Source organism: Mycobacterium sp., from assembly GCF_036488105.1.
Classification (GTDB): domain Bacteria; phylum Actinomycetota; class Actinomycetes; order Mycobacteriales; family Mycobacteriaceae; genus Mycobacterium.
Genome location: NZ_DASXHW010000390.1, coordinates 47,416 through 70,585, shown reverse-complemented (window position 1 = coordinate 70,585; position 23,170 = coordinate 47,416). Strand labels below are relative to the sequence as shown.

Here is a 23,170-nt window from a genome sequence, read left to right as displayed (position 1 = left end):
CGCCGGTTACGCGCTCGGTGGTGGCTGCGAGCTCGCGATGATGTGCGACGTGCTGATCGCCGCCGACACCGCGAAATTCGGCCAGCCGGAAATCAAGCTGGGCGTGCTGCCGGGCATGGGCGGCTCGCAGCGGCTGACCCGGGCCATCGGCAAGGCCAAGGCGATGGACCTGATCCTGACCGGACGCAACATGGACGCCGAAGAGGCCGAGCGCAGCGGTCTGGTGGCACGGGTCGTGCCCGCCGACGATCTGCTGACCGAGGCCAAGGCCGTCGCCACCACGATCTCGCAGATGTCGCGGTCGGCGTCTCGGATGGCCAAGGAAGCGGTCAACCGCGCCTTCGAGTCCACGCTGACCGAAGGCCTGCTGTATGAACGTCGGCTATTTCATTCGGCTTTCGCAACCGACGACCAGTCCGAAGGAATGGCCGCGTTCATCGAGAAGCGAACACCGAACTTCACCCACCGCTAAGGAGTTGTGGTGAGCGAAGCTGCCACTGCCGAACCCGCGCAGGCCGTCGAGCCGCCGCGCCGGGAAGCGTGGTGGGTCCGGCACTACACCTTCACCGGCACCGCGGTCGGGCTGGTGTTTATCTGGTTTTCGATGACACCTTCGCTGTTGCCGCGCGGTCCGTTGTTTCAGGGTTTGGTCAGCGGCCTGGCCGGCGCAATCGGTTACGCCATCGGCGTTTTCGCGGTATGGCTGGTGCGCTTCATGCTCTCCCGGGACTCCAGCCCACCGGCGCCGCGATGGGCGTGGCTGGTGCTGATCGTCGTCGGCGCGATCGGCATGCTCGCGATGGTGATCTGGTTCCACATCTGGCAGGACCGGGTGCGCGATCTGATGGGAGTCAAGCACCTGGTCTGGCTCGACTATCCGCTGACCACCGCAGTGTCGTTGCTCGTGCTGTTCGGCGTAGTCGAGACCGGCCAGCTCATTCGCCGACTGGTGCGCTTTCTGGATCTGCGACTGGATCGCTTTGCACCGCCGCGGGTTTCGGCTGTCATTGTGGTATCGCTGTTGGTTGCGCTGACGATCGCGTTGCTCAACGGCGTCGTGGTGAAATTCGCGATGCGAACCATGAACAATACATTCGCCACGGTCAACGACGAAATCAATCCCGATACCGCCGCGCCGCGGACACCACTGCGGTCCGGCGGACCGCAGTCGCTGGTGACCTGGGAATCGCTGGGCCACCAGGGCCGGATATTCATCAAAAGCGGGCCCACCGTCGACCAGCTCACCGCGTTCAACGGCGCGCCGGCGACCGAGCCGATCCGCGCCTACGCCGGACTGAACTCGACCGACGGGATCACCGCGGCCGCGGAGTTGGCCGCGCGAGAGTTGGAGCGCGAGGACGGATTACGTCGCGCCGTCGTCGCGGTCGGAACCACGACCGGCACCGGCTGGATCAACGAGGCCGAGGCCGACGCGCTGGAGTACATGTACAACGGCAACACCGCAGTGGTGAGCATGCAGTACTCCTTCCTGCCCAGCTGGCTGTCCTTCCTGGTGGACAAGGAGAACGCGCGTCGCGCTGGCCAGGCGCTGTTCGAGGCGGTAGACCGACTGGTACGCAAGATGCCAGAAGCGCAGCGCCCCAAGCTCGTCGTGTTCGGCGAGAGCCTCGGCGCCTTCGGCGGCGAGGCGCCGTTCATGAGCCTCAACAACGTGTTGGCCCGCACCGACGGTGCCCTGTTCTCCGGGCCGACGTTCAAGAACACCATCTGGACCGATCTGACCGCGACCCGCGACCGCGGGTCCCCGGAGTGGCTGCCGATCTACGACCACGGCCACTACGTCCGTTTCGTGGCACGCCCCGAAGACCTCAAACGCCCTGAATCGCAATGGAATACGCCGCGGGTGGTGTATCTGCAGCACGCATCCGATCCGATCGCCTGGTGGGATCCCGGTCTGCTGTTCCGCGAACCGGACTGGCTACGCGAAAAACGTGGCTACGACGTGCTTCCCGAGACCGAATGGATCCCGGTGGTGACGTTCTTGCAGGTGTCGGCCGACATGGCGGTGGCCGTCGATGTGCCGCAGGGCCATGGTCATGTCTACGTCGCCGACGTCGCCAACGGCTGGGCCGCGGTGCTGCAGCCGCCGGGGTGGACGCCGGAGAAGACCGCCAAACTTCGCCCACTGCTGCACGCCAGCGACGGCTAACGTCAGGTAAACGGACGCTGTGAAGGTGCCGTGTGTTTTCGGCTACTAGCTAGCTAGTCGAACAATCAAGTGGCAAGATCACCTGATCGGATCCCCTAGAGAGGGAGTGATCGATGAACTGGACTATTCCATCGGGTGCGGGCCGCGTTGCGACCAAGATCGCGGTGGCAGGCGTTCTTTTTGCAGCGCCCGTCGCCGCTTTCGGTGCGCCGGCGTTCGCGGCGACTGGTTTCGGCGGCACGCCCAGCGTGCTATCGGCGCCGCCGCCCGCGGATCCACCTCCACCGGCGCCGCCGGCCCCGCCGCAACACAACTATGAGTACTACAACCCCAATGACGCCAACGACTGGTGGTACAACATGGGGTCCGACGGTGGGGGTGGCGGCGGAGGCGGCGGCTAGGTCGCTGTCACCAGGCCGGCCGCGAGCAGCGCCTGGTAACCGCCGATGACGTCCGTCGCGCGGTGCAGGCCCAGGTCCTGCAGCGCGACCGCGGCCAGACTCGACGTGTAGCCCTCCGAGCAGAGCACTACCCACTCGACATCGTCGCTGACGGCTTGCGGCAGTCGGGCGTCACTGGTGGGGTCGCAGCGCCACTCCAGCACGTTTCGCTCGATAACGAGCGGCCGCAACGAGTCGGGCACGCCTCCCTCCTTCGCTCGTTGCGCCTGCGGCCGGATATCGACGAGCAGCGCGCCGCGTCGCAGCGCCGCGGGCAGCTCGTCGGCGGCCAGGCGGCGTAGCCGGGCGCGCGCGGTCTCCAGTGCCTGATCGATGCGGCTCATAAGTTCTCCGGTTGGTCGGTCAGTTCGGTCCGCTGGCGCCGCAGCCGGTGCTGGTTGGTGACCTCGTAGTACGACATCACCGTTAGCGGAGGCGAATACGCGTGCACGCTCAGCGAGGGCCCCGGCGTGCCGGACACCGATGACACCGGCGCAGGCGGACCGGTGGGGGCCCACACCACGTCATGCACCCAGCCCAGCGGGAACGCGGCCTGATCCCCCGCTACTAGCCGTCGGCAACGCAAACGATCTCCGTCCCAACGGAATTCATCCAGCGACCCGGACAATAACGTCAGCGCACCCAGCGACCCGCCGTGATCGTGCAGTTCGGTGCGATGCCCGGGCACCCAGCTGATCAGCCAGACATCGACTTCGTCGTCGCCGTGCAGCCGTGCGAACCAACGATCGTCGGTGGGCACACCGCCCGGCGGGACGAGCTGGTCGTAACGGCCGCTGAGCACGTCGTCAGCCGTTCGGTCGGTGATGTGCAGCAGGTCGGCCAGTCGCAGCCGGGTGGGACCGGGGACCGATCGGAGACGCGACGGGCCGGACAGGACAGGGGCAGCAACGAGGTCTGCAGAAACCATGTGAGGCAAGCTCCAGAGCGAACGGGCGTATCAAGAGGCGGCGGCAGTCAGGGCCGACAACACTCCCAAAACCGGGTTCGCTGCATCACGGTCGCCAGTGTTGCATAGATTGACCGGGTGCCGTCGCGACCATCTCGCCCCCCGATGTGGGGCACGGTTGCTGTCCTGGCCGCCGCATCGGTGATGACGGGCTGCTCCGCCACCGACACGTTGGCCCCGACCGTAGCCACCCCGCCGGCAAGCACGGTGACCACAGCGGCGGCGGGGGCGCCGGGCGTCGTGGCGATCTCCCCCGCCGGCGTCACGACCAAGATCAACGTGCCCTCGCACTCGACCGAGGAGGAGTACTTCCAGGCCTGCCACGCAGCAAAGACGTGGATGCAGGGCCACCCCGGCGACCGGGCGGGACTGGTCGAGAGGTATCTGGCGGCGGTCCAGACGCCCGGGGTCGTCGGTGCCGGCACCTGGAACATCGCCTGGGCCGCATTGCCGCTGCCGCGGCAGGCGGGAGTCATCGTCGCCGCCAAAGCGGCCGCCAACGACGAATGCGGCTGAGGGCCGGCCCGCGCTTGAATCACGCCGAGCAAAAAGCGGGTTCGGGGCTGGACGGCAGTAGCGACCCGGCCGGTAAATAGATTTCTCTTTGCAGTCCGAGCATTCGCCGGCAGGCTTTCAGCCGATGCAACGACGTTGGGGAGGCTTTGGCATAGCCAAAGGAAATCTCCAGCTTGTTTTCAATTTTCCGACGCATAATGCACGCGAACCGGCGCCGTATTAAAGTCGTTAAAATGGCTTCGGTCAGTTGCCTCCGTTGTTCGGCGTGCTTAGCTTCGGTGCTATGCCAACATTTAACGTGAACAGCGTCGACTGGGATGAGCTGTACAACGGAGAAGCGTCCTACGCACCCGGAAATCCAGGCTGGAATATCGGCGAATTGCAACCCGAGCTCGCCGCCCTGGAGCGTCAGGGGCGTTTCCGAAGCCCGGTTCTCGACTCTGGCTGCGGAGTCGGAGTCACGACATTGGCACTTGCCCAAAAAGGATATGACGCCGTCGGCCTCGACCTTTCCAGCAGCGCCATCGAGCGAGCTAGGCGCGCAGCAGCCAGTGGCGGTCAGGACGTCGAATTTGGCATCGCCGACCTCTCGAAATCGACAGGCTACGAAAACTACTTCTATACCGTCGTCGACGGACTGGTATTTCATTGCCTGCCCGAGCAGTTGCGCAACGGCTACATCGAATCGAGCGCACGGGCGCTGCGGCCTGGCGGGAGATTCTTTGCCCTGGTTTTCTCGACCGACGCCTTCCCGCCCAATGCCGACTTCGGGCCACGGCCATTCACCGAGCCAGAATTGCGCGAGACGGTCGGCAGGCACCTCATCGTCGACGAGGTGCGGCCAGCGCGTGCGTGGGTCAACGTGCCGCGGACCCTGCCCGACGGTTTCGAATACCGCAACGTGACAATCGGGTCCGACGGCCGCGCGCAGCTGCCCTCGTTCCTGATCAGCGCCCACCGCGGCTGATCTCCTGCCCGCGAGGTTCGGCGGTCGCCACCAATTGGCTGCCGGACCCTCCTCGTGTGGGTGCTGTGCGCCCCAACGTTCCCGCACGGGGAACAATGAGCCCATGACCGACGCCGACCTAGCGCCCGAACCGGAACCCGGGCGGCGGGTGGCGTTGGCGCTGGGCAGCGGCGGCGCCCGCGGGTACGCCCACATCGGGGTGATCCACGAGTTGCAGGACCGCGGCTATCAGATCGCCGGGATCGCCGGTTCGTCGATGGGGGCGCTCGTCGGAGGGCTACAAGCGGCCGAGCGGCTCGACCAATTCGCCGACTGGGCAAGGTCATTGACGCAGCGATCAATCCTGCGGCTGCTGGATCCGTCGATCACCGCAGCCGGCGTGCTGCGGGCCGAGAAGATTCTCGACGCGGTGCGCGACATCCTCGGCGCCGCCACCATCGAGGAGCTGTCGATCCCCTACACCGCGGTGTGCACCGATCTGCTGGCCGGCAAGTCGGTGTGGTTGCAGCGCGGGGCGGTCGACGAGGCGATCCGCGCGTCGATCGCGATCCCGGGCGTCATCGCGCCGCACGTCGTCGACGGGCGGCTGCTGGCCGACGGCGGCATCCTCGACCCGCTGCCGATGGCGCCGATCGCGGCCGTCAACGCCGACCTGACCATCGCCGTCAGCCTGTCCGGCAGCGAGGCCGGCGGCGGCGACCCAGCGCCCGAACCCCGGCCCACCACCGAGTGGCTGAACCGGATGCTGAGCAGTACGTCGGCGCTGCTGGATTCGCCGACCGCACGCGCGGTGCTCGACCGGTTCGGCACGTCGAGTACAGAAGACGCGGACGACGCAGACACCTCGGAGGGCGTCCCGGAGTCCGAACCTCCCAGGCTCGGCAGTTTCGAGGTGATGAACCGCACCATCGACATTGCCCAGGCCGCGCTGGCCCGCCACACATTGGCGGCTTATCCGCCCGACCTGCTGATCGAGGTGCCACGCTCAGCTTGCCGCAGTCTGGAATTCCACCGCGCGGCAGAGGTGATCGAGACCGGCCGCGAGTTGGCTGCCCGGGCGCTGACCCGCCTGAACAAGACTGGCATCACCTGACGCCGAGGAACGCCGCGACGGCCGCCGCCTCCCGCCGGCCCTGCGCACGCCCGGCATGCGCGGAGGGCACGCGGCAGCGCGGATCGAGTGCGTTCGGCCCAAAAGCCGCCAGCGACTCCTCGTCGGCGAACACACCCAGCGCCGCACCGCGAAACCCGTTGATCTCCAAGGCCGGTCCGGCGCCGAACGCAGACGGCGCCGATTCACCGGCGGGCACCAGCGCCACCGCCACGGCGCAGTCATCGGCGACGTCGAGGTTGATCGTGCTGCCGATGCCGCCGTCCATGTAACGCCGATTACCGATCGTCACCGGCGGCCAGGCTCCGGGTACCGCACAGCTTGCGGTTACCGCATCGACCAGGTCGACGCCGGAATCGCGGTCGAGCACTACCAATTCGCCGGTGGCGGCGTCGATGGCGGTGAGGCGGAGCACCCGGTCGGGCCAGACGTGGGAAGGAAGCCGCTGCGCGATCACGTTGCGCCGCAACGGCTCGGCCACGGTATCGGCTGCCAGCGCGACCGCCCCAATCCGTTGTCGCTTCTGCACGACCGTGGTGTCCGGGTCCGACAGGGCGGCCAGGAAGAGATCCATAATGGTCTCGATTCCGACGCCGGGGTCGAGTTCGGCGGACGTCTCGCTGACCTGCCGCGCGAACAGCTCCACCAGATCGAGGCCGCTGCTGAGCTGTGCGACAACCGCTGAGCCGGCCGAAGTGCCGAGCAGCACGTCGGAATCCAGCAAGGCCGCCGCCGCGGCCGGAGACTCATCGGCGATACCTGCCAGAATGCCTGTCTCCCAAGCGATTCCCGCTATCCCGCCGCCGCCCAGCACCAGCGCGCGTTTGGTCGTCACTTCGACGAATTGTGCTGCGCCACTTGCGCCGCAGCGTTGAGATCCGCTGGGCGCAGCTGGTGTCGAGGCGGATCGGGCAACACCACGTCCCTGGTGATCTGCAGCGCGGAGTCGACATGGACCAGCTCGCCCGGTTCCAACAGCCGCCATCGCGGATCGTCGTCCATCCGCTCGCTGGCGAACACCACTGACGGCCGGGACCGCAGATGGTCACTGTCCGCACGAATACGGTTGGTGCGCAGATGGAATCGGTGATCCGACGGTGCTTCTCGACGGTCCAAGATGTAGAGCTCGTTCGGCTCCGGGTAGCGCAAGGCCCAGAGGTCGGTGGCCGTGCTGAGTACGATGTTGACCGCGTAGATCGGCACGTTGTCGGCCAACCAGCGCATCGCGTCGACCAGGCCGGCGGTGACGTCATCGCTCCGGGCCCGGATCGATGCGGTAATCAGGGCGAATATCCGCTCGGAGTCGGTCTGCCCCAACACCAGGTCAGCCGTGCCGAGCTCACGCAGTCGCACGTCGAGCACATCCAGACCTTCCACTACGCCGTTGTGCGCGAAGATGCGGCCGTCTTGCAGGAACGGATGGGTGTTGACCACCTGGTGGGCTCCCGTGGTCGCGTAGCGAACATGAGCGATGAAGGTTGTGCCGGTCAGGTCGTGGGCTTCGGTGGCGAAGTCGGCATCCTGCCAGGCAGCGATCGGCTGCTTGCGAATCTGCGGGTTGCCTTGGCCGTCGAAAACACCGAGTCCGGTCCCGTCGGGATTTCGTCTGCTCTGCTCGGAAAGGTTGTCAGGAGCATCCAGTAGCCAAAACGTCGCGGTGACAACGTTTGTCCCGGAGTGCAGCCCGAAGAGCCGGCACATCAGCGAGTCAGCTCGGCAGACAGCGTCGCCAGCGACTGGCGCGCGTAACCCTTCCACAACGTGCCCAGCACCGGCAGCAACGGCGCCGCGAGACTCGATGCGGCGTGAATGTTCCAGCTCCAGGTGATCGTCGTCGCGGTGCCGGTCGGGGCGAAGGTCCACTCGCCCTCAGCCCTGCCGACTAGCAATCCCAGCGGTCCGGTGATTTCGGTGAGCGCGTAGCCGAACGAATGCGGCGGGTCCAGACGGGTCAGCTCCTCGTGGAAGCTGCCGGTCGGGCTCAGCATCACCGTGCGCGTCTGCCCGGCCACATCCCAGTCGCCGCTCTGATCCCGGACTTCTTTGACCGGCCCGATGGGTCCGTACCAGCGGCTGAAAACGGTGGTCAGCGGTATCGGCAGGGTTCCGGCAAAGGCATCGTCGACGCTGACCGGAATCACCCGCGATTGCTGGACTGCCAGAGTCTTTGCCATGGGGGCAGGCTACCGCGAGAGCCCGGGTGCGGCCCGGCCGGTGATCAAGGGTAGGTCGAAGAAACTCTGGATGCCCGGTGGTGCCGCGCAGGTCGCCGGGACGGCGTTCACGCAGTGCGCCGCCGTCGCCACGACACCGGGGTTGCTCTTCAACCCGGCTTCCACACTTTCCGGCTGCCAACCCTTCACCGTGATGAACGCGTCCGGGTTGCCGCGGACCTCGATCTCGTAGCGTTCCCCGGTTGGCCCGAAAGACCAAGGCGGATCGAGGTTTTCCTCACCCATCAACCAGTTCACCGTGATCCGGACCACCGCGGCGTCGCCGACGAAGGCCTCCCAGTGGAACCGACGCCCGGCCACCTGGCCCGGCTCGATCACCCCGATCGGCGAGTCGATCGGCCCGGTCGCCACCGCCACCTCTTGCGACGAGCGAATCTGCGGGTCGGCGGCAAAGCCCAGCCGATCCACGCACAGCCGGACCGACTGAAAGAATCCGCCGTCGAGAATCTTCTGCATCGGTCCGGTCAGCGCCTTGTCCGGTGTGCCGCCGAAGCCCATCACGTAGCGCAGCACATCCGGTGCGCCGTAGGTCCGCAGGTCGGAAAACTCCTCGGAGCGAACGAAAGTCACGCCGGTTGACATCACCGAGAGCAGCAGCGGAAACAACTCAGTCGCGGCACCCGGACCGATGCCCGCGCCGTGCAGCGTGGCATTGCCGGCTTGGGCAGCGACCTCCAGCGGTGCGGCTTCCTTGTCACCCGGGTAGAACCAGCCGACCGGGGTGACGACGTTCTTGCCGGAGTGCAGGAGCGCCGCGACTTCGTCGGCATTGGGCAGCAGCGGCGCGTAGATCACCGCGTCGGCGTCGAGCGCGAGAATCTCCTGGACGCTGTTGGTCGCGGTGACACCCAGCGGCGACCAGCCGATGATGTCACCGACGTCCTTGCCGTCCTTGGCTTCCGAATGCACCCAACACCCGGCCAGTTCGAGCTCGGGATGCTCGAGTATGCCTTTGGTCGCGGCCACACCGACCGACCCCGTTGCCCATTGCACGACCCGCAGGCTCATAACCGCGTTCCCTTCAGTCTCGCGCTTCGGTGACCTCGTAGACATCGTCGGCATACCGCGACCGGATGGTCTTCTTGTCGTATTTGCCAACGCTGGTGCGCGGAATTTCGTCGACGAACGTCCAGCGCTCCGGCAGCCACCAGCGAACGACCTTGTCAGCGAGGAACTTTCGCAGATCGCTGGCCTTGATGTCGGATCCCTCCCTGGCCACGACGACGGCCAGTGGCCGTTCCTGCCAGCGCTCGTCAGGGACCGCGACCACGGCGGCTTCGATCACATCCGGGTGTCCGACCAAAGCGTTCTCCAAGTCGACCGACGAAATCCACTCTCCGCCAGACTTGATCACGTCTTTGGCGCGGTCGGTCAGCGTGATGAAGCCGTGTTCGTCGATGCGTCCCACGTCGCCGGTGCGAAGCCAGCCAGAGTCGAATTTGGACTGGTCGTGTCCCTGATAGTAGGAACTGGTGATCCATGGGCCGCGGACTTCCACCTCACCGACGGCCTCGTTGTCGTTGGGCAGCACCTGCCCGTCGTCGTCGACGATCCGGGTCTCGACGCCGCACAGCGGCCGGCCCTGGGTCGCGCGGAACGCCCAGTGCTGGTCCTCCGGGGTGCCCCGCGGCGGCCAGGCCATGGTGGCGGTCGGCGACGTTTCGGTCATGCCCCACAGTTGGCGGATCTGGACGCCGTGCCTTTCCTCGAACGTGCGCATCAACGACACCGGGACGGCCGAGCCGCCGCAGGGAACCATGCGCAGCGACGACACGTCGTGGCCGGGATTCTTTTCGAGGTAGTGCATGACGTCGTTCCAGATCGTCGGCACCGCACCGGCGACGGTGGGTCGCAGCTTCTCGATCATCTCGACCAGCGACTTGGCGTCCAGATGCCGATCGGGCAGCACCAGGTCCGCGCCGGCCATCAGCGCACCGTACGGCAGGCCCCACGCGTTGGCATGAAACATCGGCACGATCGGCAACACCGAGTCGCTGGAGCCGATCCCGATCCCGTTGCTGGTGCAGATCGCCATGGTGTGCAGATAGCTCGAGCGGTGGCTGTAGACGACACCCTTCGGATTTCCAGTGGTACCGCTGGTGTAACACATTGCAGCAGCGGAGTTTTCGTCGATGTCAGGCCAGTCGAATTCGTCCGACTCGGCGGCCACGACGTCGGTGTAGCGCAGCACGGTCTTGCCCGATTCTTCCAGCGCGGCGATGTCGCCGTCGCCGACCACGATCACGGTCTGCACTGTCTTGAGGTCGGCGAGTATCGGCGCCAGCAGGTTGGCCAGCGACACATCGACCAGTACCACCCGGTCTTCGGCCTCGTTGGCGACGTACACGATCTGTTCGGGGAACAGCCGGATGTTGAGCGTATGCAGCACCGCGCCCATCGCCGGCACCGCCAGATAGGCCGCCAGGTGTTCGGCGTTGTTCCACATGAAGGTGGCGACCCGCTGGTCGCCGGTGACACCGATGCGCCGCAACGCATTCGCCAACCGCGCGGTCTGTTGACCGATCTCGGCGTAGCTGTGCTCGCGATAGCCATCGCCGGTGGCCGTGCTGACTTTGCGCGCTCCGTGCACGTGGGTGGCATGCCGCAGAATGGCGGTGATCGTCAGGGGAAAGCTGTGCATGGTGCTGTACATCGATGGACCGCCTCTGGTTCCGGCTGACTACCGGGGCAGGCCCGCCAAACGCCTGCCCTCGTGGCGATCATTGCACGCCGGACCAATCGCCTGACCGGCGATGTGGCCGGGTCGGCGGCTAGGCCAGCGTCGGCTCGAGTAGCAGCAGGTCGGGCACGGCCCACGGCCGTGGAGCGGTCAGCTCGTCGTCCGCAGCCGGCACGTCGGCGGGCGCGGCCGTCACGACGATTTCCAGGACGGTGACGGTCCCCGCGTAGTCGGCGATGTACAGCCGGTTGCCGTCCGGGCTCTCGATCGCGCACGACGGGTCGCCGGCGACCCCGATGCTGCCGATCACGTCCTGGGTGGCAGTGGACAGCACCGTCACGTTCTGATCGCCGACCAGGTATGCCCGCTCACCGTCGCGGCTCACCGTCAGCTGGGCGAGCAGTCCGGCGACGTCGCCGATCTTGTGCGTAGCGGTGACGGTGGACGTCCGAGTGTCGATGATGTCGAGCACCGTCCCGAAGTCGGGCCCGGCGCTCCCCACATAAGCGGTGGTGCCGTCGGGGCTGAGCGCGATATCCCGGATAGGCGAAACGATTTCGACCGCGTTCAGCACACGCTTGCGCACAGCGTCGACCATCACGAGTTGCGCGGTCGATGAGCCGTTGGCCGCGACATACAACCGGCGACCCTCCGGGCTCACCCGCACGCATCCGGTCGTCGTTCCAGCGGTGCCTGCGATGCGGACCGAGTCTTCTTTGCCCGTCTTGGTGTCCAGGATCGCCACGTCGGCGCCCTCGACGTCAGTCCGGCCGGCGTACAGGTGCCGGCCGTTCGGGCTGACCGCCAGGTCGGTGACATTGAACGCCAGCGGGTATTCCGCCACGATCTCGCTGGATTCGGTGTCAAAGGCCAGCACCGAGTCGTGCTCCGCCGACACGCTGCTGACGTAGGCACGGCTATTAGACATCGCGACGGCGAACGATTCCTCGACGTCGATGACGGTCAGTGCGACCGCGCCAGTCGCGGTGTCGATCAGCGAGACGCTGTCGTCGCCGAAATGGGTGGTCATCAGGACGTTGCCGTCAGGGCTGATCGCCATGCCGGTCACGGCACCGCGTCCAGCGTCGATCTTCCCTGCCATCGTGAAACCCGGGGCCACATTCAGCCCGGAAACTACATCGCTCACAGTGGTACCAGCCTCTACATCGTTGGTCCGTGGTGGGCGGACATCGGGTGTCTGAGCGTGCAACGCCTCGCGCGTTCAAATGCTTCCGCGGACAAGAGCCCAGATCCGTAAGTGGTGGCGCGTGCAGCGCCGCTTCCGGCCGAGTCTAGCGGCTGTAATTGCTTCGAAATTAGGGCACTTCTGCCGATTGTTGCACACGTCACTTGGGTAACTCAGTGCGTCCTTAAACAATATTCGCCAAGGTGCATCAACAACCCTTGAGAGCAAACACAGCAACCGGGTTCGCCAGGCATTTCGTGCAACACGCTAACCGAAAATGACCTGGCACAATGATATTCAGGCATAAGGATTCCTTAACGTTCACGACAAAAGAGTCGTACATCACAAACGGCTAAATGGGCGTGTCGCGCGATCGCCGGATTGCCTGCGGGCGGGGGGTAACCGATAATCCCCCGCGTGGACCGGCGCGGATCCGGGCCACTTCCAGGGGACGGAGCACCACCGACGTGAACGACGACGCGCGCGCTGACGTTGTCAGCCGCCAGTACGAGCGGTGGCGGTACCCGCCTCCTGTCGAGGACCTGACGGCGTGGAGCGCAACGAACTGGGACTGGTTCGACCCGGCGCACGCGCACCGCATCTTCTGGCCGGACCGCGACTATCGGCCGGATCTCGACATCCTGATCGCCGGGTGCGGCACCAACCAGGCCGCGGTCTTCGCGTTCGGCAACCCTGACGCCAACGTCGTCGGGGTCGACATCAGTCAACCCTCGCTGGATCACCAGCAATATCTGAAAGACAAACACGGCCTGCCCAACTTGGAGCTGCATCTGCTTCCGATCGAGGAGCTCGCAACCCTGGGGCGCCAGTTCGACCTGGTGGTCTCGACCGGCGTACTACACCACATGGCCGATCCGCCGGCCGGCCTGAAGGCTCTGGCGGCATGCCTGCGACCCGATGGCGTCATGGCTCTCATGCTCTACGCCAAGTACGGGCGGATCGGAGTCGAGTTGCTGGAGTCGGTCTTTCGCGATTTAGGCCTGAGCCAGGATGATGCATCGGTCCAGCTGGTCAAGGACACCCTCTCGAGCCTGACGGCGGATCACCCGATTCAGAGCTATCTGAAAATCGCTTACGACCTGCGCGACGATGGCGCACTGGTGGATACGTTCCTGCACCATCGGGCACGCAGCTACACCGTCGACGAGTGCCTCGATTTCGTGGCCTCGGCCGGACTGGTCTTCCAGGGCTGGTATCACAAGACGCCGTACTACCCGAACAGCCTGTTCGCGCCGCCGAGCGGGTTCCAGCCAGCCGTTAATGCCTTGCCTGAAAACAAAATCTGGTCGGTGATGGAGCGGTTGCAAACACTGAACGGCTGCCATTTCTTCATGGCCTGCCGTCCCGAGCGACCGACGGCGACCTACGCCATCGATTTCTCGACGGCCGCCTCACTCGACTACGTTCCGGTGCTGCGCCTGCGCTGCGGTATCTCCGGCAATGAAGCAGTTTGGCCGAGAGCGCGCATACCGCTCAACCCCGCTCAGTTGGCATTTGCGCAAAAGGTCGACGGCCACCGCACCATTCGAGAGATTGCTCGGCAAGTGGCGCAGCAGGACGAGCCGAACCGAGTCAGCGCGGCAGACGCAGAAAGGTTCGGCCACAAGTTCTTTGAGGCGCTGTGGCGAAACGATTTCGTGGCGATGGCGTTGACTGCTGACGCACCGGAGGGCTCGCACAGCTAAGCTGACTGCCACCACCGAGACGGGGGCAGACCCGCAGCGATAAGGACATCTCACCCGTGACATCTGACGGCAATTCGTCCAACGATGAGCTATCCGAGCAGGGCGCCGGGCAAAAGCTCGACATGGGGCCTGTTGCTGCAGCCCGCCCGAGCGTGTTCATCGCCACGCCTATGTACGGGGGGATGGCCGCGGGCACCTACACCATGTCGCTTGCCCACACACCGGCTACCTTCTTCAAAAACGGGATCGGCCTGTCCTACAGCTGCGTGATGAACGACAGCCTGGTGACGCGTGCCAGGAACTATCTCACTTTCCAATTCCTTCACTCAGCGGCCACCCATTTGATGTGGATCGACGCGGACATCGGATTCGACCCTGCCGACATCGTTCGCATGGTCGGGGCCGACAAAGACATCGTGTGCGGTATCTATCCTAAAAAGGAGATCCATTGGCGCGAGGTGGCTCGGGCGGCCAAACAGGGCGTGCCGCCCGAGCGGCTATCCGAGCACGAGCGGTCGCTGGTGTTGAATCTGATCGACGACTCCGCCGATCGAGTCAGTGCCGATGGCCTGGTCGAGATCGCCAACGCGGGAACCGGATTCATGCTGATAAAGCGCGGCGTGTTTGACGTCTTGTCCGACGACGTGCCGTCTTACGTCGACGGCTCGACCCCGGGCATCGTGCTTAAGGCGTTCTACGCCGTGAGCATCGACCCCGACTCGGGAAATAGCCTGCTGTCAGAGGACTACCACTTCTGCAGACTGGCTCGCCACCGCGGGTTCAAGATCTATGCAGCGCCCTGGGTGCGTCTGAACCACACCGGGACATACATATTCGGCAATCGCAGCACCCAGGCGCCCAGCGCCGATCCGCGATAAGCGCGGAGAACCACCGATTGACGGTCACCCTGGTAGGCACTGGCGGTAGACGCTACCCCGCAGTGATGCAGAGTACTTCGTCGAGGCTGGCGGCCCGTAGCCCGGCGGCAGCTGCTCGTCGCGCGAGTTCGGCAATCGGGTCTGGTTCAGCGCCACCAACACCGCCGGCTTGGTCTAGCCGCGCGGTATCGAACATCGCAGGGCCTCTGGCTAACGTGTCGGTCAGGACATAACGGCCGGCATCGGGGGTTCGGCGTACCGTCGCCTCAGGCGCGCTGGTGGCGGTGAGGGTGACCGCGTCGGCAAGGTTGATTCCCACTTGCAATACTTGTGTCTCGGCACCGAGTACCGCGGTAAGCCGGGTGATCAGGTTTTCCGGTGCGAAAAAGCACCAACCTTGGCCAAGATGCAACCAGAACCGTCCCTTGATCTCCTCGCGGATTGCTGCCAAGTGGGTGCCGGGTTCGGCGAACTCGAGGAATTCGTAGAGCGCACTCAGCATCTCGCGTTCGGGGTCAGACAGGCCCCCGTCGATCATCAGGAAGCGCCCAACCGCCGACACGTCGCCGCAGCAGTTCAGAAACGAGTTGAGTGTCTGCTGGGTGGCAACCAGGTCCGGTCCGGCGACCAGGCTGACGGTGACCTCCGGATCGCCTGGCACCGCGATCAGGTTGCGCGCCAACGTATCCGGGTAGGATGACACCGCATCGAGCATGGCTGGCACCGCTTGGTCGCGGTTTGCCACGATTCGTTGCCGGTCGTAGTCGGGGATGTCGGGGCGGCCCAGCAGGAACCGCCACAGCGTGAACGCCTCGGTATGCTCGCCGATGCAGAACGCCGCTTTCGCCTGGGCGTCGGCCGCACGCCAGGCATAGATATCGGGATAGGGCACAATCATGTCATCGTCAGGAAGCGGGATTCTGGCGGCGCGCTCGGCGAACAGGTAGCCGAGCTGATAGCGCTTCTCGTTGAAGTAGTACTTGGCGATGCAGTAGAGGGGTTCTGCGCGGGTCGGTCGAAACTCCCAAGCGCTCAGATATGCTTCCTGCACCTCGTGCCAATCCGCACCGAGTTCTTCTATCGACTGCGCGACCCGAAGCATCGCCACGAAAGTCTCCTCGTCAGTCTGGCAGCCGATCTCGATCTTGCGTGCAAACCACTTGCGCGCGTTGAGGTAATCGCACGAATCAAAGTAGACCTGGGCCAGCAAGGAGACCGATTGAGCGTCGTCAGGATTGCGCTCTACCGCGGGCAGCAGTTGATCGATGAAACGCTGAAATGGGTCGACGTCGCGCGGCATGTCGGCCGTTCCCACAATACTATTCGTGGCCGCTTCCACTTGGGCGTGTGTCACGTCAAGGCCCAGTTCGTCGGCGAGGCGGCGGATTACCGGGACGGGGTTGGCGCGCAGTTCCTCGAAGTCGACTCTGACCTTCGCAGTGCTGGCCAAGGAAAGGTCGCGCGCGGCGATGAGACGTCTCATTGACTCCGCCCGCTCCCGTTCATCTTCGAACCAATCGAGCCGATTCAGCGTTGCCACGATCTTCGCGAACGGCCGCTCCACCACCACCGGCGCGAACGGTCCCCACGCGTCAGCGAGCAGATCAACCGCAAGGCAAAGCAGTGGGTGCTTGACCCCAGGGCGCAGTCCCGCGATGTGGGCGGCACGGCGATGCTCGTCAGCCCAAGTTCGGAGCTTTTCCTGGAACAGAACAGGTTCCATCTGAAACTCGCCGCTGGGCAAAGTAATCGCCCTGCGGCACAGTGCACTGATCTCCGCGTCTTCCCAGATCTGGTGCAATTCACGATAACTCGCGTCGAACCTGGTCCCCATGAAAACGCCAAGGTGGTGCAGTACGCTGGCGACGGCCGACGTGCCGCCGCCAAGCGGGCCCAGCACGACGATAATCGGCTCCGCCGACGCCATGACGCCTCCCGTGATCCTGCTTGGCAAGAACGCTACCTTGCCGATTCTTACTGCGCCGTCGTCGCCGTCGCTCGCCACGCGGGACGAAATGCAGGCAGACGTGCCCATGCGCCCAACGGCCATTGCCGCACAAGCCATTTCGGGCCCGTTACGCAGCACACCGCCGCGGTGTCATCGCCCCTCGACCAGCACCAGATCGGCCGCGATGATCCCGTTAAGCCGCTGGGGTTTAAGTCAGCCAGTTCGGCTGGAGTTGGCTCTCGTAGATGTAGGGTCCGGTATGCGTTAAACGCACCCAGGGCGCCGCATAGACTTTGAAACCGAAGCTGCGTGCAAGCCTGCAGAAGTAGTAATCCTCCGAAACCAGCTCGCTCGACTCAGGGTCGATGCCGGTGGTGTAGAACTCCTTGACGACCATTCCCTCGATCGCATACTCGGGCACTTCGGGGGAAAGCGCTTCAAACACCACGCGCTTTACCAGCATAAATCCCGCTCCTCCAGCGGCAATCTCAACCAGTCCATCAGAGGTGGCAGCGGCGCTACCAGGGGTCCCATCGATTGGGTCGACTACGAATGCCCCCACGTGGCTTTTCAATTCTTCTGGCGGGACGCCGTCGTTGACGGCCTGAGCGACTCGCTTCCAATCGATCGCTTTCATTGGGTACACGCCACAAACAATGTCCTGATCAGCCAGTACCATGCTGACAATGTCTGTCGGATTGAACCCGATATCAGCGTCGATCCACATCAAATGAGTGGCCTGGGACTCAAGGAATTGATGCGCTAGCTGGTTCCTGGCGTTTGCCACGAGGGCATCATTCATTCTGTACTGGTAGAGCAGGCCGAGCCCATTTTGTATGAAAATCGCACTGGTCTGCGCCAATGACGAGACATAAGCCCCCATAGCCATGCCCCCATACATGGGTGTAGCTATGAATACCGCTGGCCGACGCGCCCCCCGATCCTGCTCTTGCCCCTCGGCGGGGTCTGGCCCCCAGAGCTGATCAACCACCGGGCAACTATATGTCGTCTATATGTCATTTCCGTCCAGTCGAACGGCTGGAAGGCTGCCGGCAGGCAAGCCCGCAATAGCAGCGGGCGCTGGGCTTCGGCACATGACGCCGGTGCGTGCATGAGTAGAACCGGCGATTCGTCGACGGCGCCGGTTACCGGCGCGTCGGGTGGATATTGATCAGCCCGCAGCGCCCCGCCGGATCTCCCGGATGCGCCGCGGGGCGGACTGCCCGGCGGTTGAGCTGCAGGCCGTAAAGAAACCGTCAGGGCGCTGGCTCACCGACCTTGACGGAGTCAAGGTGAATATGTGACAACGAAGCCACGACCAGTTAACTCTGACCTGAGAGCGACCTGAGACAACCCTGAGGAATTGTCCGAGGTAGACCAGTGCCCCCAGTCGGACTCGAACCGACACTTGACGGATTTTAAGTCCGCTGCCTCTGCCGATTGGGCTATGGGGGCCAAGCGTCGAATGTAGCGCGTCGGCTACCCGAGCCCTGATCAGGAGCCCAAATCGGCAGGTCGCTGCCAGCCATGTGTTAAAAATTCGGACCTCACGTTAAGAAGCCATTAACGCGGTATGCGGCGTTGCTCAGGTTAAGCCAAGGTAGACGCATGGAACCGCTGGCGGTTACCAGAAAGCACTGAACAGTGACCATCGTGACCGACCCCGACCGGGGTCGGTTTGTTGCCACTAGGAGAGATACATGTCGTTCGTGAATACACAGCCCGCAGCGCTTGCCGCGGCGGCGGCTCAGCTTGAGGGGATCGGCAACTCGTTTGCATCGGAGAGTGCGGCCGCTGCGAGCTCGACCACGGACGTGGCGCCTGCCGGCGGCGATGAGGTGTCGATCCTGCAGGCCGGGGTGTTTTCGACCTACGGTCAGCTCTATCAGTCGGTCAGCGCCCAGGCTCAGGCGATTCACCAGCAGTTCACGAATCTGCTGAACCAAAGCTCAACCTCCTACCAGGAGACCGAGACGGCTAATCAGGCCGGCGCCGCCGCGAACTCGCTGTCGGGCGCGACGTCGAATGCCACGTCCGCCGCGGCCCAGCCGGCTGACGCGATCACCGGCCTCACCAGCTTGATCAGCGGCTTGAACAGTGCCCTGACCGGCTCGGTCCTGAACAGCAACATCATCAACCTGGGAAACATCCAGGTCGGTAACTGGGCATCGGCCGGTTCGGACCTCATCGGCCTTGGCGGTGGTGGTTTGCTCACCGCGCTGTCCGGCCCGGCGACCGCTGGCGCCGACATCGGCGGCCTGGGCTCCGCCCTGGCCGGAAACGTCGCCCCCGCGGCGGGTATCGGTGGAGCCGGCGCCATGGGTGCCGCGCCAGTGCTGGCCGCGGCGGGCCAGGGATCCTCGATCGGCGCCTTGTCGGTGCCGCCCAGCTGGGCCGGCGGAGCCGGGATCCCGGCAGCGAGCACGCCGGTCACGCTGGCGTCGCAGAGCTGGACCGGTCCCGCGCCGGCGACGGGTGGCATGACGAATGGAATCGCTGGCATGCCCGCGGTCGCCAACGGCGGTCGCGGAGGCTCGAGCTTCGGCGCCCCGCGGTACGGCGTCAAGCCCAAGGTCATGCCGTCGATTCCGAAGCCGACGATCACCTGAACTCTTGCCGCCAACGTCGGTCGGCTCAACCACCAATCGTCCTCATATACCTATGAATAGACAGGATCTAAGAAATGGCCTTTGATTTCGCAGCGCGACCCCCCGAGGTCAACTCCACCCTCGTTTACTCCGGTGCCGGAGCCGGACCGCTGATGGCTGCCGCGGCGACATTTAGCGGCCTGAGTTCAGAACTGGCCACCAACGCCACCGCGTACGAGGGAATCATCTCTCAGCTCACCGGCTCGGAATGGACGGGTTCCTCGTCTGCGGCCGCGGCTGCCGCCGCCCAGCAGAGCATCGACTGGCTCAACACCACCTCGGTGCAGCTGCAGGAAGCCGCCGCAAAGGCCACCGCCTCGGCGGCAGCGTACGAAGCGGCATTTTCCGCCACGATTCCGCCACCAGTCGTGTACGCCAACCGGGCCCAGCTCGCGGCGCTCGTTGCGACCAACATCCTGGGGCAGAACACTCCGGCGATCGCGGCCAACGAGGCTATGTACGGAGAGTTTTGGGCCCAAGACGCCACCGCCCTGACGGCGTACGCAGCCACCGGAGCAACCACAGCACAGGTGACACCGCTGACCGAGCCGACCCAGAACACCAACCCCGGTGGCTCGGCGGCACAATCCACTGCGGTCGCCAACGCCGTCAACAGCAACGCGTCGAATTCCGGGCTCAACGGGATACTCGGCAACCTGCAGAGCACGAGTTCGGCTGCGGCCAACCCGGCCCCCAGCGTCAGCAGCGAACTCACGAGCCTGTACAACTCGGTTCAGAACTTCTGGGGCATCGGCGCGGTCGGCGACACCGTCAACACCGTGGACGTGACGCTGTCTTGGTGCATCATGATGATGGCCTCGGCGATGGGAACCCTGAACCACTTCGTTGCCGGTGCTCCCTTCGGCGTCACGATCGGCGATGTCACCCCGCTGGGCGCCGGTTTGGGCTTCGGCACGACCCTGGCGGGCGCCTCGTCCGGCATGGGCGGCGCGACGCTAGCCGGCATGGGCAGTGCAGCAGAGGTCGGCGGGATGTCGGTGCCGGCCGCGTGGTCTGCGGCCGCCCCGTCGGCCACGGTCGCCGACGCCACGCTGGCGGGCACCGGCTGGACCGCGGCGGCCGATGAGGCCGCCACCGGTATGGGCGGCACGCCGGGCATCATGCCCGGAATGGCCTCCGCCGGCGGCAAGTCGGCGATGGGCTTCGGCGGACCCCGTTACGGCGTCAAGCCGAAGGTGATGCCCAAGCAGGTGTTCGTCTAACCGGTAGCGGTCGGCGACGACGCCTTCCGCAGACAAGTACGCAAACATCGACCAGCACCAATTCACAGCAAGGAGATAGATATGCCTACACGCTTTATGACTGACCCGCACGAGATGCGGTCGATGGCGGGCCGTTTCGATGTGCACGCGCAGACCGTTGAGGACGAGGCCCGCAAGATGTGGGCATCCAGCCAAAACATTGCCGGTGCCAGCTGGAGCGGTACCGCGCAGATGACGTCCCACGACACCATGGGCCAGATGAACACCGCGTTCCGCAACATCGTCAACATGCTGCACGGGGTGCGCGACGGGCTGATCCGCGACGCCAACAACTACGAGAGCCAAGAGCAGGCCTCTCAGCAGATCCTGTCCAGCTAGCCCCTATCCCCTCAAACCCCTTAGGAGACCAGTCATGTCGATCAGTTACCAGTTCGGCGACGTCGATGCCCACGGCGCGCTGATCCGCTCCCAGGCCGCCTCCCTGGAGGCCGAGCACCAGTCCATCGTGCGCGATGTGCTGGCCGCCGGTGACTTCTGGGGCGGCTCGGGTTCGGTGGCCTGCCAGGAGTTCATCACCCAGTTGGGCCGCAACTGCCAGGTCATCTACGAACAAGCCAACAGCCACGGCCAGAAGGTCCAGACCGCCGGCAACAACATGAGCAGCACCGACTCCGCCGTCGGCGGCAGCTGGGCCTAACCCCAAGAGCGGCAGCATTATTGCCGCACACCTGCCACGACCAACCACCTGGCGCGCCAAGAAGGGTTACCCGCCATGACCACACTAGACCGCGAGAGCATCGACGCACCGGTACCCACCGCAGTGCTCGACAGCGCCCACGTTGGCGATATCGAGGGTGCGCTGGGCCGGATCCGGTTGAGCGACAGCGATCGTCCGCGCACGCTCAAGACTCGCCTCGCCACCCTGCTGGCGATCGTCGGGCCCGGCCTGATCGTGATGGTCGGCGACAACGACGCGGGCGGTGTCGCAACCTATGTGCAGGCCGGGCAGAACTACGGGTACAGCTTGCTGTGGGTGCTGCTGCTGTTGGTCCCGGTGCTCGTCGTCAACCAGGAAATGGTGGTCCGACTCGGTGCCGTCACCGGCGTCGGGCATGCGCGATTGATCAACGACCGGTTCGGCCGGGGCTGGGGATGGTTTTCCGTCGGCGACCTGTTTCTGCTGAACTTCCTCACTCTGATAACGGAATTCATCGGCATCACGCTGGCCGCTGATTACATCGGGATACCCCGATACGTAGTAGTCCCGTTCGCCGCGATAGCGCTGATCGCCATCATGGCCACCGGCAGCTTCCGGCGCTGGGAGCGCGCGATGCTGGTTTTCATCACGATCACCCTGCTGCAGATTCCGATGCTGATGATGTCGCATCCGCATTGGGGACACGCCGCGAAATCCTTTGTCATACCTGGCGTGGCGGGTGGTTTCACTTCCGATGCGGTGCTGTTGATCATCGCCATCGTCGGCACCACGGTGGCGCCATGGCAGTTGTTCTTCCAGCAATCCAACGTCGTCGACAAGCGCATCATGCCGCGCTTCATCGGCTACGAGCGAGTCGACACGACCTTGGGGGCCTTCGTCGTGGTGATCGGCGGGGCCGCTTTGATGATGACCGGCGACTGGGCCGCACGCGCCACCAATAGCCGCGGAGGTTTCGTCGACGCCGGCGTGCTCGCGCACCTGCTGGGCCAGCACAGCTCCGTGCTCGGGTCGGTCTTCGCCGTCGTGCTTCTCGACGCCTCCATCGTCGGGGCGGCGGCGGTAACCCTGGCGAGCAGCTACGCGTTCGGTGATGTCTTCGGACTCAAGCATTCACTGCATCGGGGCTTCGCCGACGCAAAGCCGTTCTACTTGTCCTACACCGTTATGGTCGTCATCGCGGCAGCGATTGTGCTGATCCCGGGCGCCCCACTGGGTTTGATCACCACCGGTGTTCAGGCTCTTGCCGGACTGCTCCTGCCGAGCGCCAGCGTATTCTTGCTGCTGCTGTGCAATGACCGGGAAGTGTTGGGCCCTTGGGTGAATCGGCCGTGGCTCAATTTAGTTGCCGGGATCATCGTGAGTGGACTGCTGCTGTTGTCCGGAATCCTGATGGCAACGACGATGTTTCCCAACCTCGATATCGTCTCGGTCTCTGTCTGCCTTTGCATGATCTTCGCGGTCTGCGCCGGAGCCACTTTCGCCACGCTGTGGTGGAAGGCACGGCAACGACCCAGACCACCAGTGCTCGAACAGCTCTCCGAGGTATTGGCCCGAGCCGATCGGGAGTCATGGCGAATGTCGCCACTGGCCCTGCTGGAGCCGGTTACCTGGTCCGTCGGCACGCGAGTAGGCATGCTGGCGTTGCGCGGATACCTCGTGATCGGAGCGATCCTGTTGGTAGTCAAGGCTATCCAGCTCGGAAGCGCCTGAACCTGTTCGCGCCGTCGAAGTGAGCGGATCACGCTACCGGCGTGGTAACGCACCAATGTCAGGCGGCG

General features: G+C 64.8%; 23 protein-coding genes and 1 tRNA gene. 13 read left to right on the top strand and 11 right to left on the bottom strand.

Annotation, left to right across the window (positions count from 1 at the left end):
- The 3 genes from VGH54_RS20725 to VGH54_RS20715 all read left to right on the top strand — a co-directional run.
- Nucleotides 1-472 (top strand): enoyl-CoA hydratase-related protein (locus VGH54_RS20725; protein WP_331513956.1); only part of this gene is annotated, 472 nt, incomplete at its 5' end.
- 6 nt (nt 473-478) lie between these two features.
- Entirely contained in the window at nt 479-2,170 is a 1,692-nt protein-coding gene (locus VGH54_RS20720) for an alpha/beta hydrolase (protein WP_414688758.1), read from the top strand.
- Nucleotides 2,171-2,283: 113 nt separating this feature from the next.
- Nucleotides 2,284-2,571 (top strand): hypothetical protein, encoded by a 288-nt coding sequence (locus VGH54_RS20715; protein ID WP_331513953.1) that lies wholly within the window; start codon nt 2,284-2,286, stop codon nt 2,569-2,571.
- Here the strand turns inward: VGH54_RS20715 and VGH54_RS20710 are convergent.
- Both VGH54_RS20710 and VGH54_RS20705 read right to left on the bottom strand, forming a co-directional pair.
- Entirely contained in the window at nt 2,568-2,954 is a 387-nt protein-coding gene (locus tag VGH54_RS20710; protein WP_331513952.1) for a rhodanese-like domain-containing protein, read from the bottom strand. The genes VGH54_RS20715 and VGH54_RS20710 overlap by 4 nt on opposite strands.
- A complete protein-coding gene (locus VGH54_RS20705; protein WP_331513951.1) occupies nt 2,951-3,538 on the bottom strand; it encodes a cysteine dioxygenase family protein in 588 nt (195 codons plus the stop codon). Before VGH54_RS20705 ends, VGH54_RS20710 begins: the two co-directional genes overlap by 4 nt.
- Before the next feature lie 144 nt (nt 3,539-3,682).
- Between VGH54_RS20705 and lpqV the strand changes: the two genes are divergently transcribed.
- From lpqV to VGH54_RS20690, 3 genes are all read left to right on the top strand, one after another.
- Nucleotides 3,683-4,093: a lipoprotein LpqV gene (gene lpqV / locus VGH54_RS20700; RefSeq protein WP_414688759.1), complete on the top strand. Its 411-nt coding sequence runs from the start codon at nt 3,683-3,685 to the stop codon at nt 4,091-4,093.
- A gap of 283 nt (nt 4,094-4,376) precedes the next feature.
- Nucleotides 4,377-5,060, top strand: coding sequence for a class I SAM-dependent methyltransferase (locus tag VGH54_RS20695; RefSeq protein WP_331513949.1), 684 nt, complete (start codon nt 4,377-4,379; stop codon nt 5,058-5,060).
- Nucleotides 5,061-5,163: 103 nt separating this feature from the next.
- On the top strand, nt 5,164-6,153 hold the full coding sequence (locus tag VGH54_RS20690; protein ID WP_331513948.1) for a patatin-like phospholipase family protein: 990 nt from the start codon (nt 5,164-5,166) through the stop codon (nt 6,151-6,153).
- On the opposite strand, the gene VGH54_RS20685 is transcribed toward VGH54_RS20690, so the two are convergent.
- The 6 genes from VGH54_RS20685 to VGH54_RS20660 all read right to left on the bottom strand — a co-directional run bounded on the left by VGH54_RS20685 (nt 6,146) and on the right by VGH54_RS20660 (nt 12,232).
- The gene (locus tag VGH54_RS20685) at nt 6,146-7,006 is read right to left on the bottom strand and encodes a patatin-like phospholipase family protein (RefSeq protein WP_331513947.1); all 861 of its coding nucleotides are present in this window, start codon (nt 7,004-7,006) and stop codon (nt 6,146-6,148) included. The genes VGH54_RS20690 and VGH54_RS20685 overlap by 8 nt on opposite strands.
- Nucleotides 7,003-7,872, bottom strand: a complete 870-nt coding sequence (locus VGH54_RS20680; RefSeq protein WP_331513946.1) for a class II glutamine amidotransferase — start codon at nt 7,870-7,872, stop codon at nt 7,003-7,005. Before VGH54_RS20680 ends, VGH54_RS20685 begins: the two co-directional genes overlap by 4 nt.
- On the bottom strand, nt 7,872-8,345 hold the full coding sequence (locus VGH54_RS20675; RefSeq protein WP_331513945.1) for an SRPBCC family protein: 474 nt from the start codon (nt 8,343-8,345) through the stop codon (nt 7,872-7,874). The genes VGH54_RS20680 and VGH54_RS20675 overlap by 1 nt, the downstream gene beginning before the upstream one ends.
- A 9-nt stretch (nt 8,346-8,354) precedes the next feature.
- Entirely contained in the window at nt 8,355-9,413 is a 1,059-nt protein-coding gene (locus tag VGH54_RS20670) for a dihydrodipicolinate reductase (RefSeq protein ID WP_331513944.1), read from the bottom strand.
- A 13-nt stretch (nt 9,414-9,426) separates the two neighbouring features.
- Complete coding sequence (locus tag VGH54_RS20665; RefSeq protein ID WP_331513943.1) at nt 9,427-11,058, bottom strand: long-chain fatty acid--CoA ligase; 1,632 nt, start codon at nt 11,056-11,058, stop codon at nt 9,427-9,429.
- A 118-nt stretch (nt 11,059-11,176) separates the two neighbouring features.
- Complete coding sequence (locus VGH54_RS20660) at nt 11,177-12,232, bottom strand: YncE family protein (RefSeq protein WP_331513942.1); 1,056 nt, start codon at nt 12,230-12,232, stop codon at nt 11,177-11,179.
- Between the two features lie 506 nt (nt 12,233-12,738).
- Between VGH54_RS20660 and VGH54_RS20655 the strand changes: the two genes are divergently transcribed.
- Nucleotides 12,739-13,977: a class I SAM-dependent methyltransferase gene (locus VGH54_RS20655; RefSeq protein ID WP_331513941.1), complete on the top strand. Its 1,239-nt coding sequence runs from the start codon at nt 12,739-12,741 to the stop codon at nt 13,975-13,977.
- A gap of 56 nt (nt 13,978-14,033) precedes the next feature.
- Complete coding sequence (locus VGH54_RS20650; RefSeq protein ID WP_331513940.1) at nt 14,034-14,855, top strand: hypothetical protein; 822 nt, start codon at nt 14,034-14,036, stop codon at nt 14,853-14,855.
- 52 nt (nt 14,856-14,907) lie between these two features.
- On the opposite strand, the gene VGH54_RS20645 is transcribed toward VGH54_RS20650, so the two are convergent.
- The 3 genes from VGH54_RS20645 to VGH54_RS20635 form a co-directional block, all read right to left on the bottom strand.
- On the bottom strand, nt 14,908-16,782 hold the full coding sequence (locus VGH54_RS20645) for a hypothetical protein (RefSeq protein ID WP_331513939.1): 1,875 nt from the start codon (nt 16,780-16,782) through the stop codon (nt 14,908-14,910).
- Between the two features lie 229 nt (nt 16,783-17,011).
- Nucleotides 17,012-17,794 (bottom strand): hypothetical protein, encoded by a 783-nt coding sequence (locus VGH54_RS20640; protein ID WP_331513938.1) that lies wholly within the window; start codon nt 17,792-17,794, stop codon nt 17,012-17,014.
- Between the two features lie 390 nt (nt 17,795-18,184).
- A tRNA-Leu gene (locus VGH54_RS20635) sits at nt 18,185-18,258 on the bottom strand.
- 245 nt (nt 18,259-18,503) lie between these two features.
- Here VGH54_RS20635 and VGH54_RS20630 point away from each other — a divergent pair.
- From VGH54_RS20630 to VGH54_RS20610, 5 genes are all read left to right on the top strand, one after another.
- Nucleotides 18,504-19,412, top strand: a complete 909-nt coding sequence (locus VGH54_RS20630; RefSeq protein ID WP_331513937.1) for a PPE family protein, SVP subgroup — start codon at nt 18,504-18,506, stop codon at nt 19,410-19,412.
- A gap of 74 nt (nt 19,413-19,486) precedes the next feature.
- A complete protein-coding gene (locus VGH54_RS20625; protein WP_331513936.1) occupies nt 19,487-20,674 on the top strand; it encodes a PPE family protein in 1,188 nt (395 codons plus the stop codon).
- Between the two features lie 81 nt (nt 20,675-20,755).
- On the top strand, nt 20,756-21,052 hold the full coding sequence (locus VGH54_RS20620) for a WXG100 family type VII secretion target (protein WP_331512260.1): 297 nt from the start codon (nt 20,756-20,758) through the stop codon (nt 21,050-21,052).
- 34 nt (nt 21,053-21,086) lie between these two features.
- Nucleotides 21,087-21,371, top strand: a complete 285-nt coding sequence (locus VGH54_RS20615; RefSeq protein ID WP_331513935.1) for a WXG100 family type VII secretion target — start codon at nt 21,087-21,089, stop codon at nt 21,369-21,371.
- A 75-nt stretch (nt 21,372-21,446) separates the two neighbouring features.
- Nucleotides 21,447-23,102, top strand: a complete 1,656-nt coding sequence (locus VGH54_RS20610; protein WP_331513934.1) for an NRAMP family divalent metal transporter — start codon at nt 21,447-21,449, stop codon at nt 23,100-23,102.
- Nucleotides 23,103-23,170: the final 68 nt, after the last annotated feature.

Coding starts and splice junctions, on each gene's coding strand:
- VGH54_RS20615 (WP_331513935.1), top strand. CDS start 21,087: ATGTCGATCAGTTACCAGTTCGGCGACGTCGATGCCCACGGCGCGCTG.
- VGH54_RS20680 (WP_331513946.1), bottom strand. CDS start 7,872: ATGTGCCGGCTCTTCGGGCTGCACTCCGGGACAAACGTTGTCACCGCG.
- VGH54_RS20690 (WP_331513948.1), top strand. CDS start 5,164: ATGACCGACGCCGACCTAGCGCCCGAACCGGAACCCGGGCGGCGGGTG.
- lpqV (WP_414688759.1), top strand. CDS start 3,683: ATGTGGGGCACGGTTGCTGTCCTGGCCGCCGCATCGGTGATGACGGGC.
- VGH54_RS20675 (WP_331513945.1), bottom strand. CDS start 8,345: ATGGCAAAGACTCTGGCAGTCCAGCAATCGCGGGTGATTCCGGTCAGC.
- VGH54_RS20665 (WP_331513943.1), bottom strand. CDS start 11,058: ATGTACAGCACCATGCACAGCTTTCCCCTGACGATCACCGCCATTCTG.
- VGH54_RS20670 (WP_331513944.1), bottom strand. CDS start 9,413: ATGAGCCTGCGGGTCGTGCAATGGGCAACGGGGTCGGTCGGTGTGGCC.
- VGH54_RS20610 (WP_331513934.1), top strand. CDS start 21,447: ATGACCACACTAGACCGCGAGAGCATCGACGCACCGGTACCCACCGCA.
- VGH54_RS20710 (WP_331513952.1), bottom strand. CDS start 2,954: ATGAGCCGCATCGATCAGGCACTGGAGACCGCGCGCGCCCGGCTACGC.
- VGH54_RS20705 (WP_331513951.1), bottom strand. CDS start 3,538: ATGGTTTCTGCAGACCTCGTTGCTGCCCCTGTCCTGTCCGGCCCGTCG.
- VGH54_RS20695 (WP_331513949.1), top strand. CDS start 4,377: ATGCCAACATTTAACGTGAACAGCGTCGACTGGGATGAGCTGTACAAC.
- VGH54_RS20630 (WP_331513937.1), top strand. CDS start 18,504: ATGTCGTTCGTGAATACACAGCCCGCAGCGCTTGCCGCGGCGGCGGCT.
- VGH54_RS20715 (WP_331513953.1), top strand. CDS start 2,284: ATGAACTGGACTATTCCATCGGGTGCGGGCCGCGTTGCGACCAAGATC.
- VGH54_RS20620 (WP_331512260.1), top strand. CDS start 20,756: ATGCCTACACGCTTTATGACTGACCCGCACGAGATGCGGTCGATGGCG.
- VGH54_RS20645 (WP_331513939.1), bottom strand. CDS start 16,782: ATGGCGTCGGCGGAGCCGATTATCGTCGTGCTGGGCCCGCTTGGCGGC.
- VGH54_RS20625 (WP_331513936.1), top strand. CDS start 19,487: ATGGCCTTTGATTTCGCAGCGCGACCCCCCGAGGTCAACTCCACCCTC.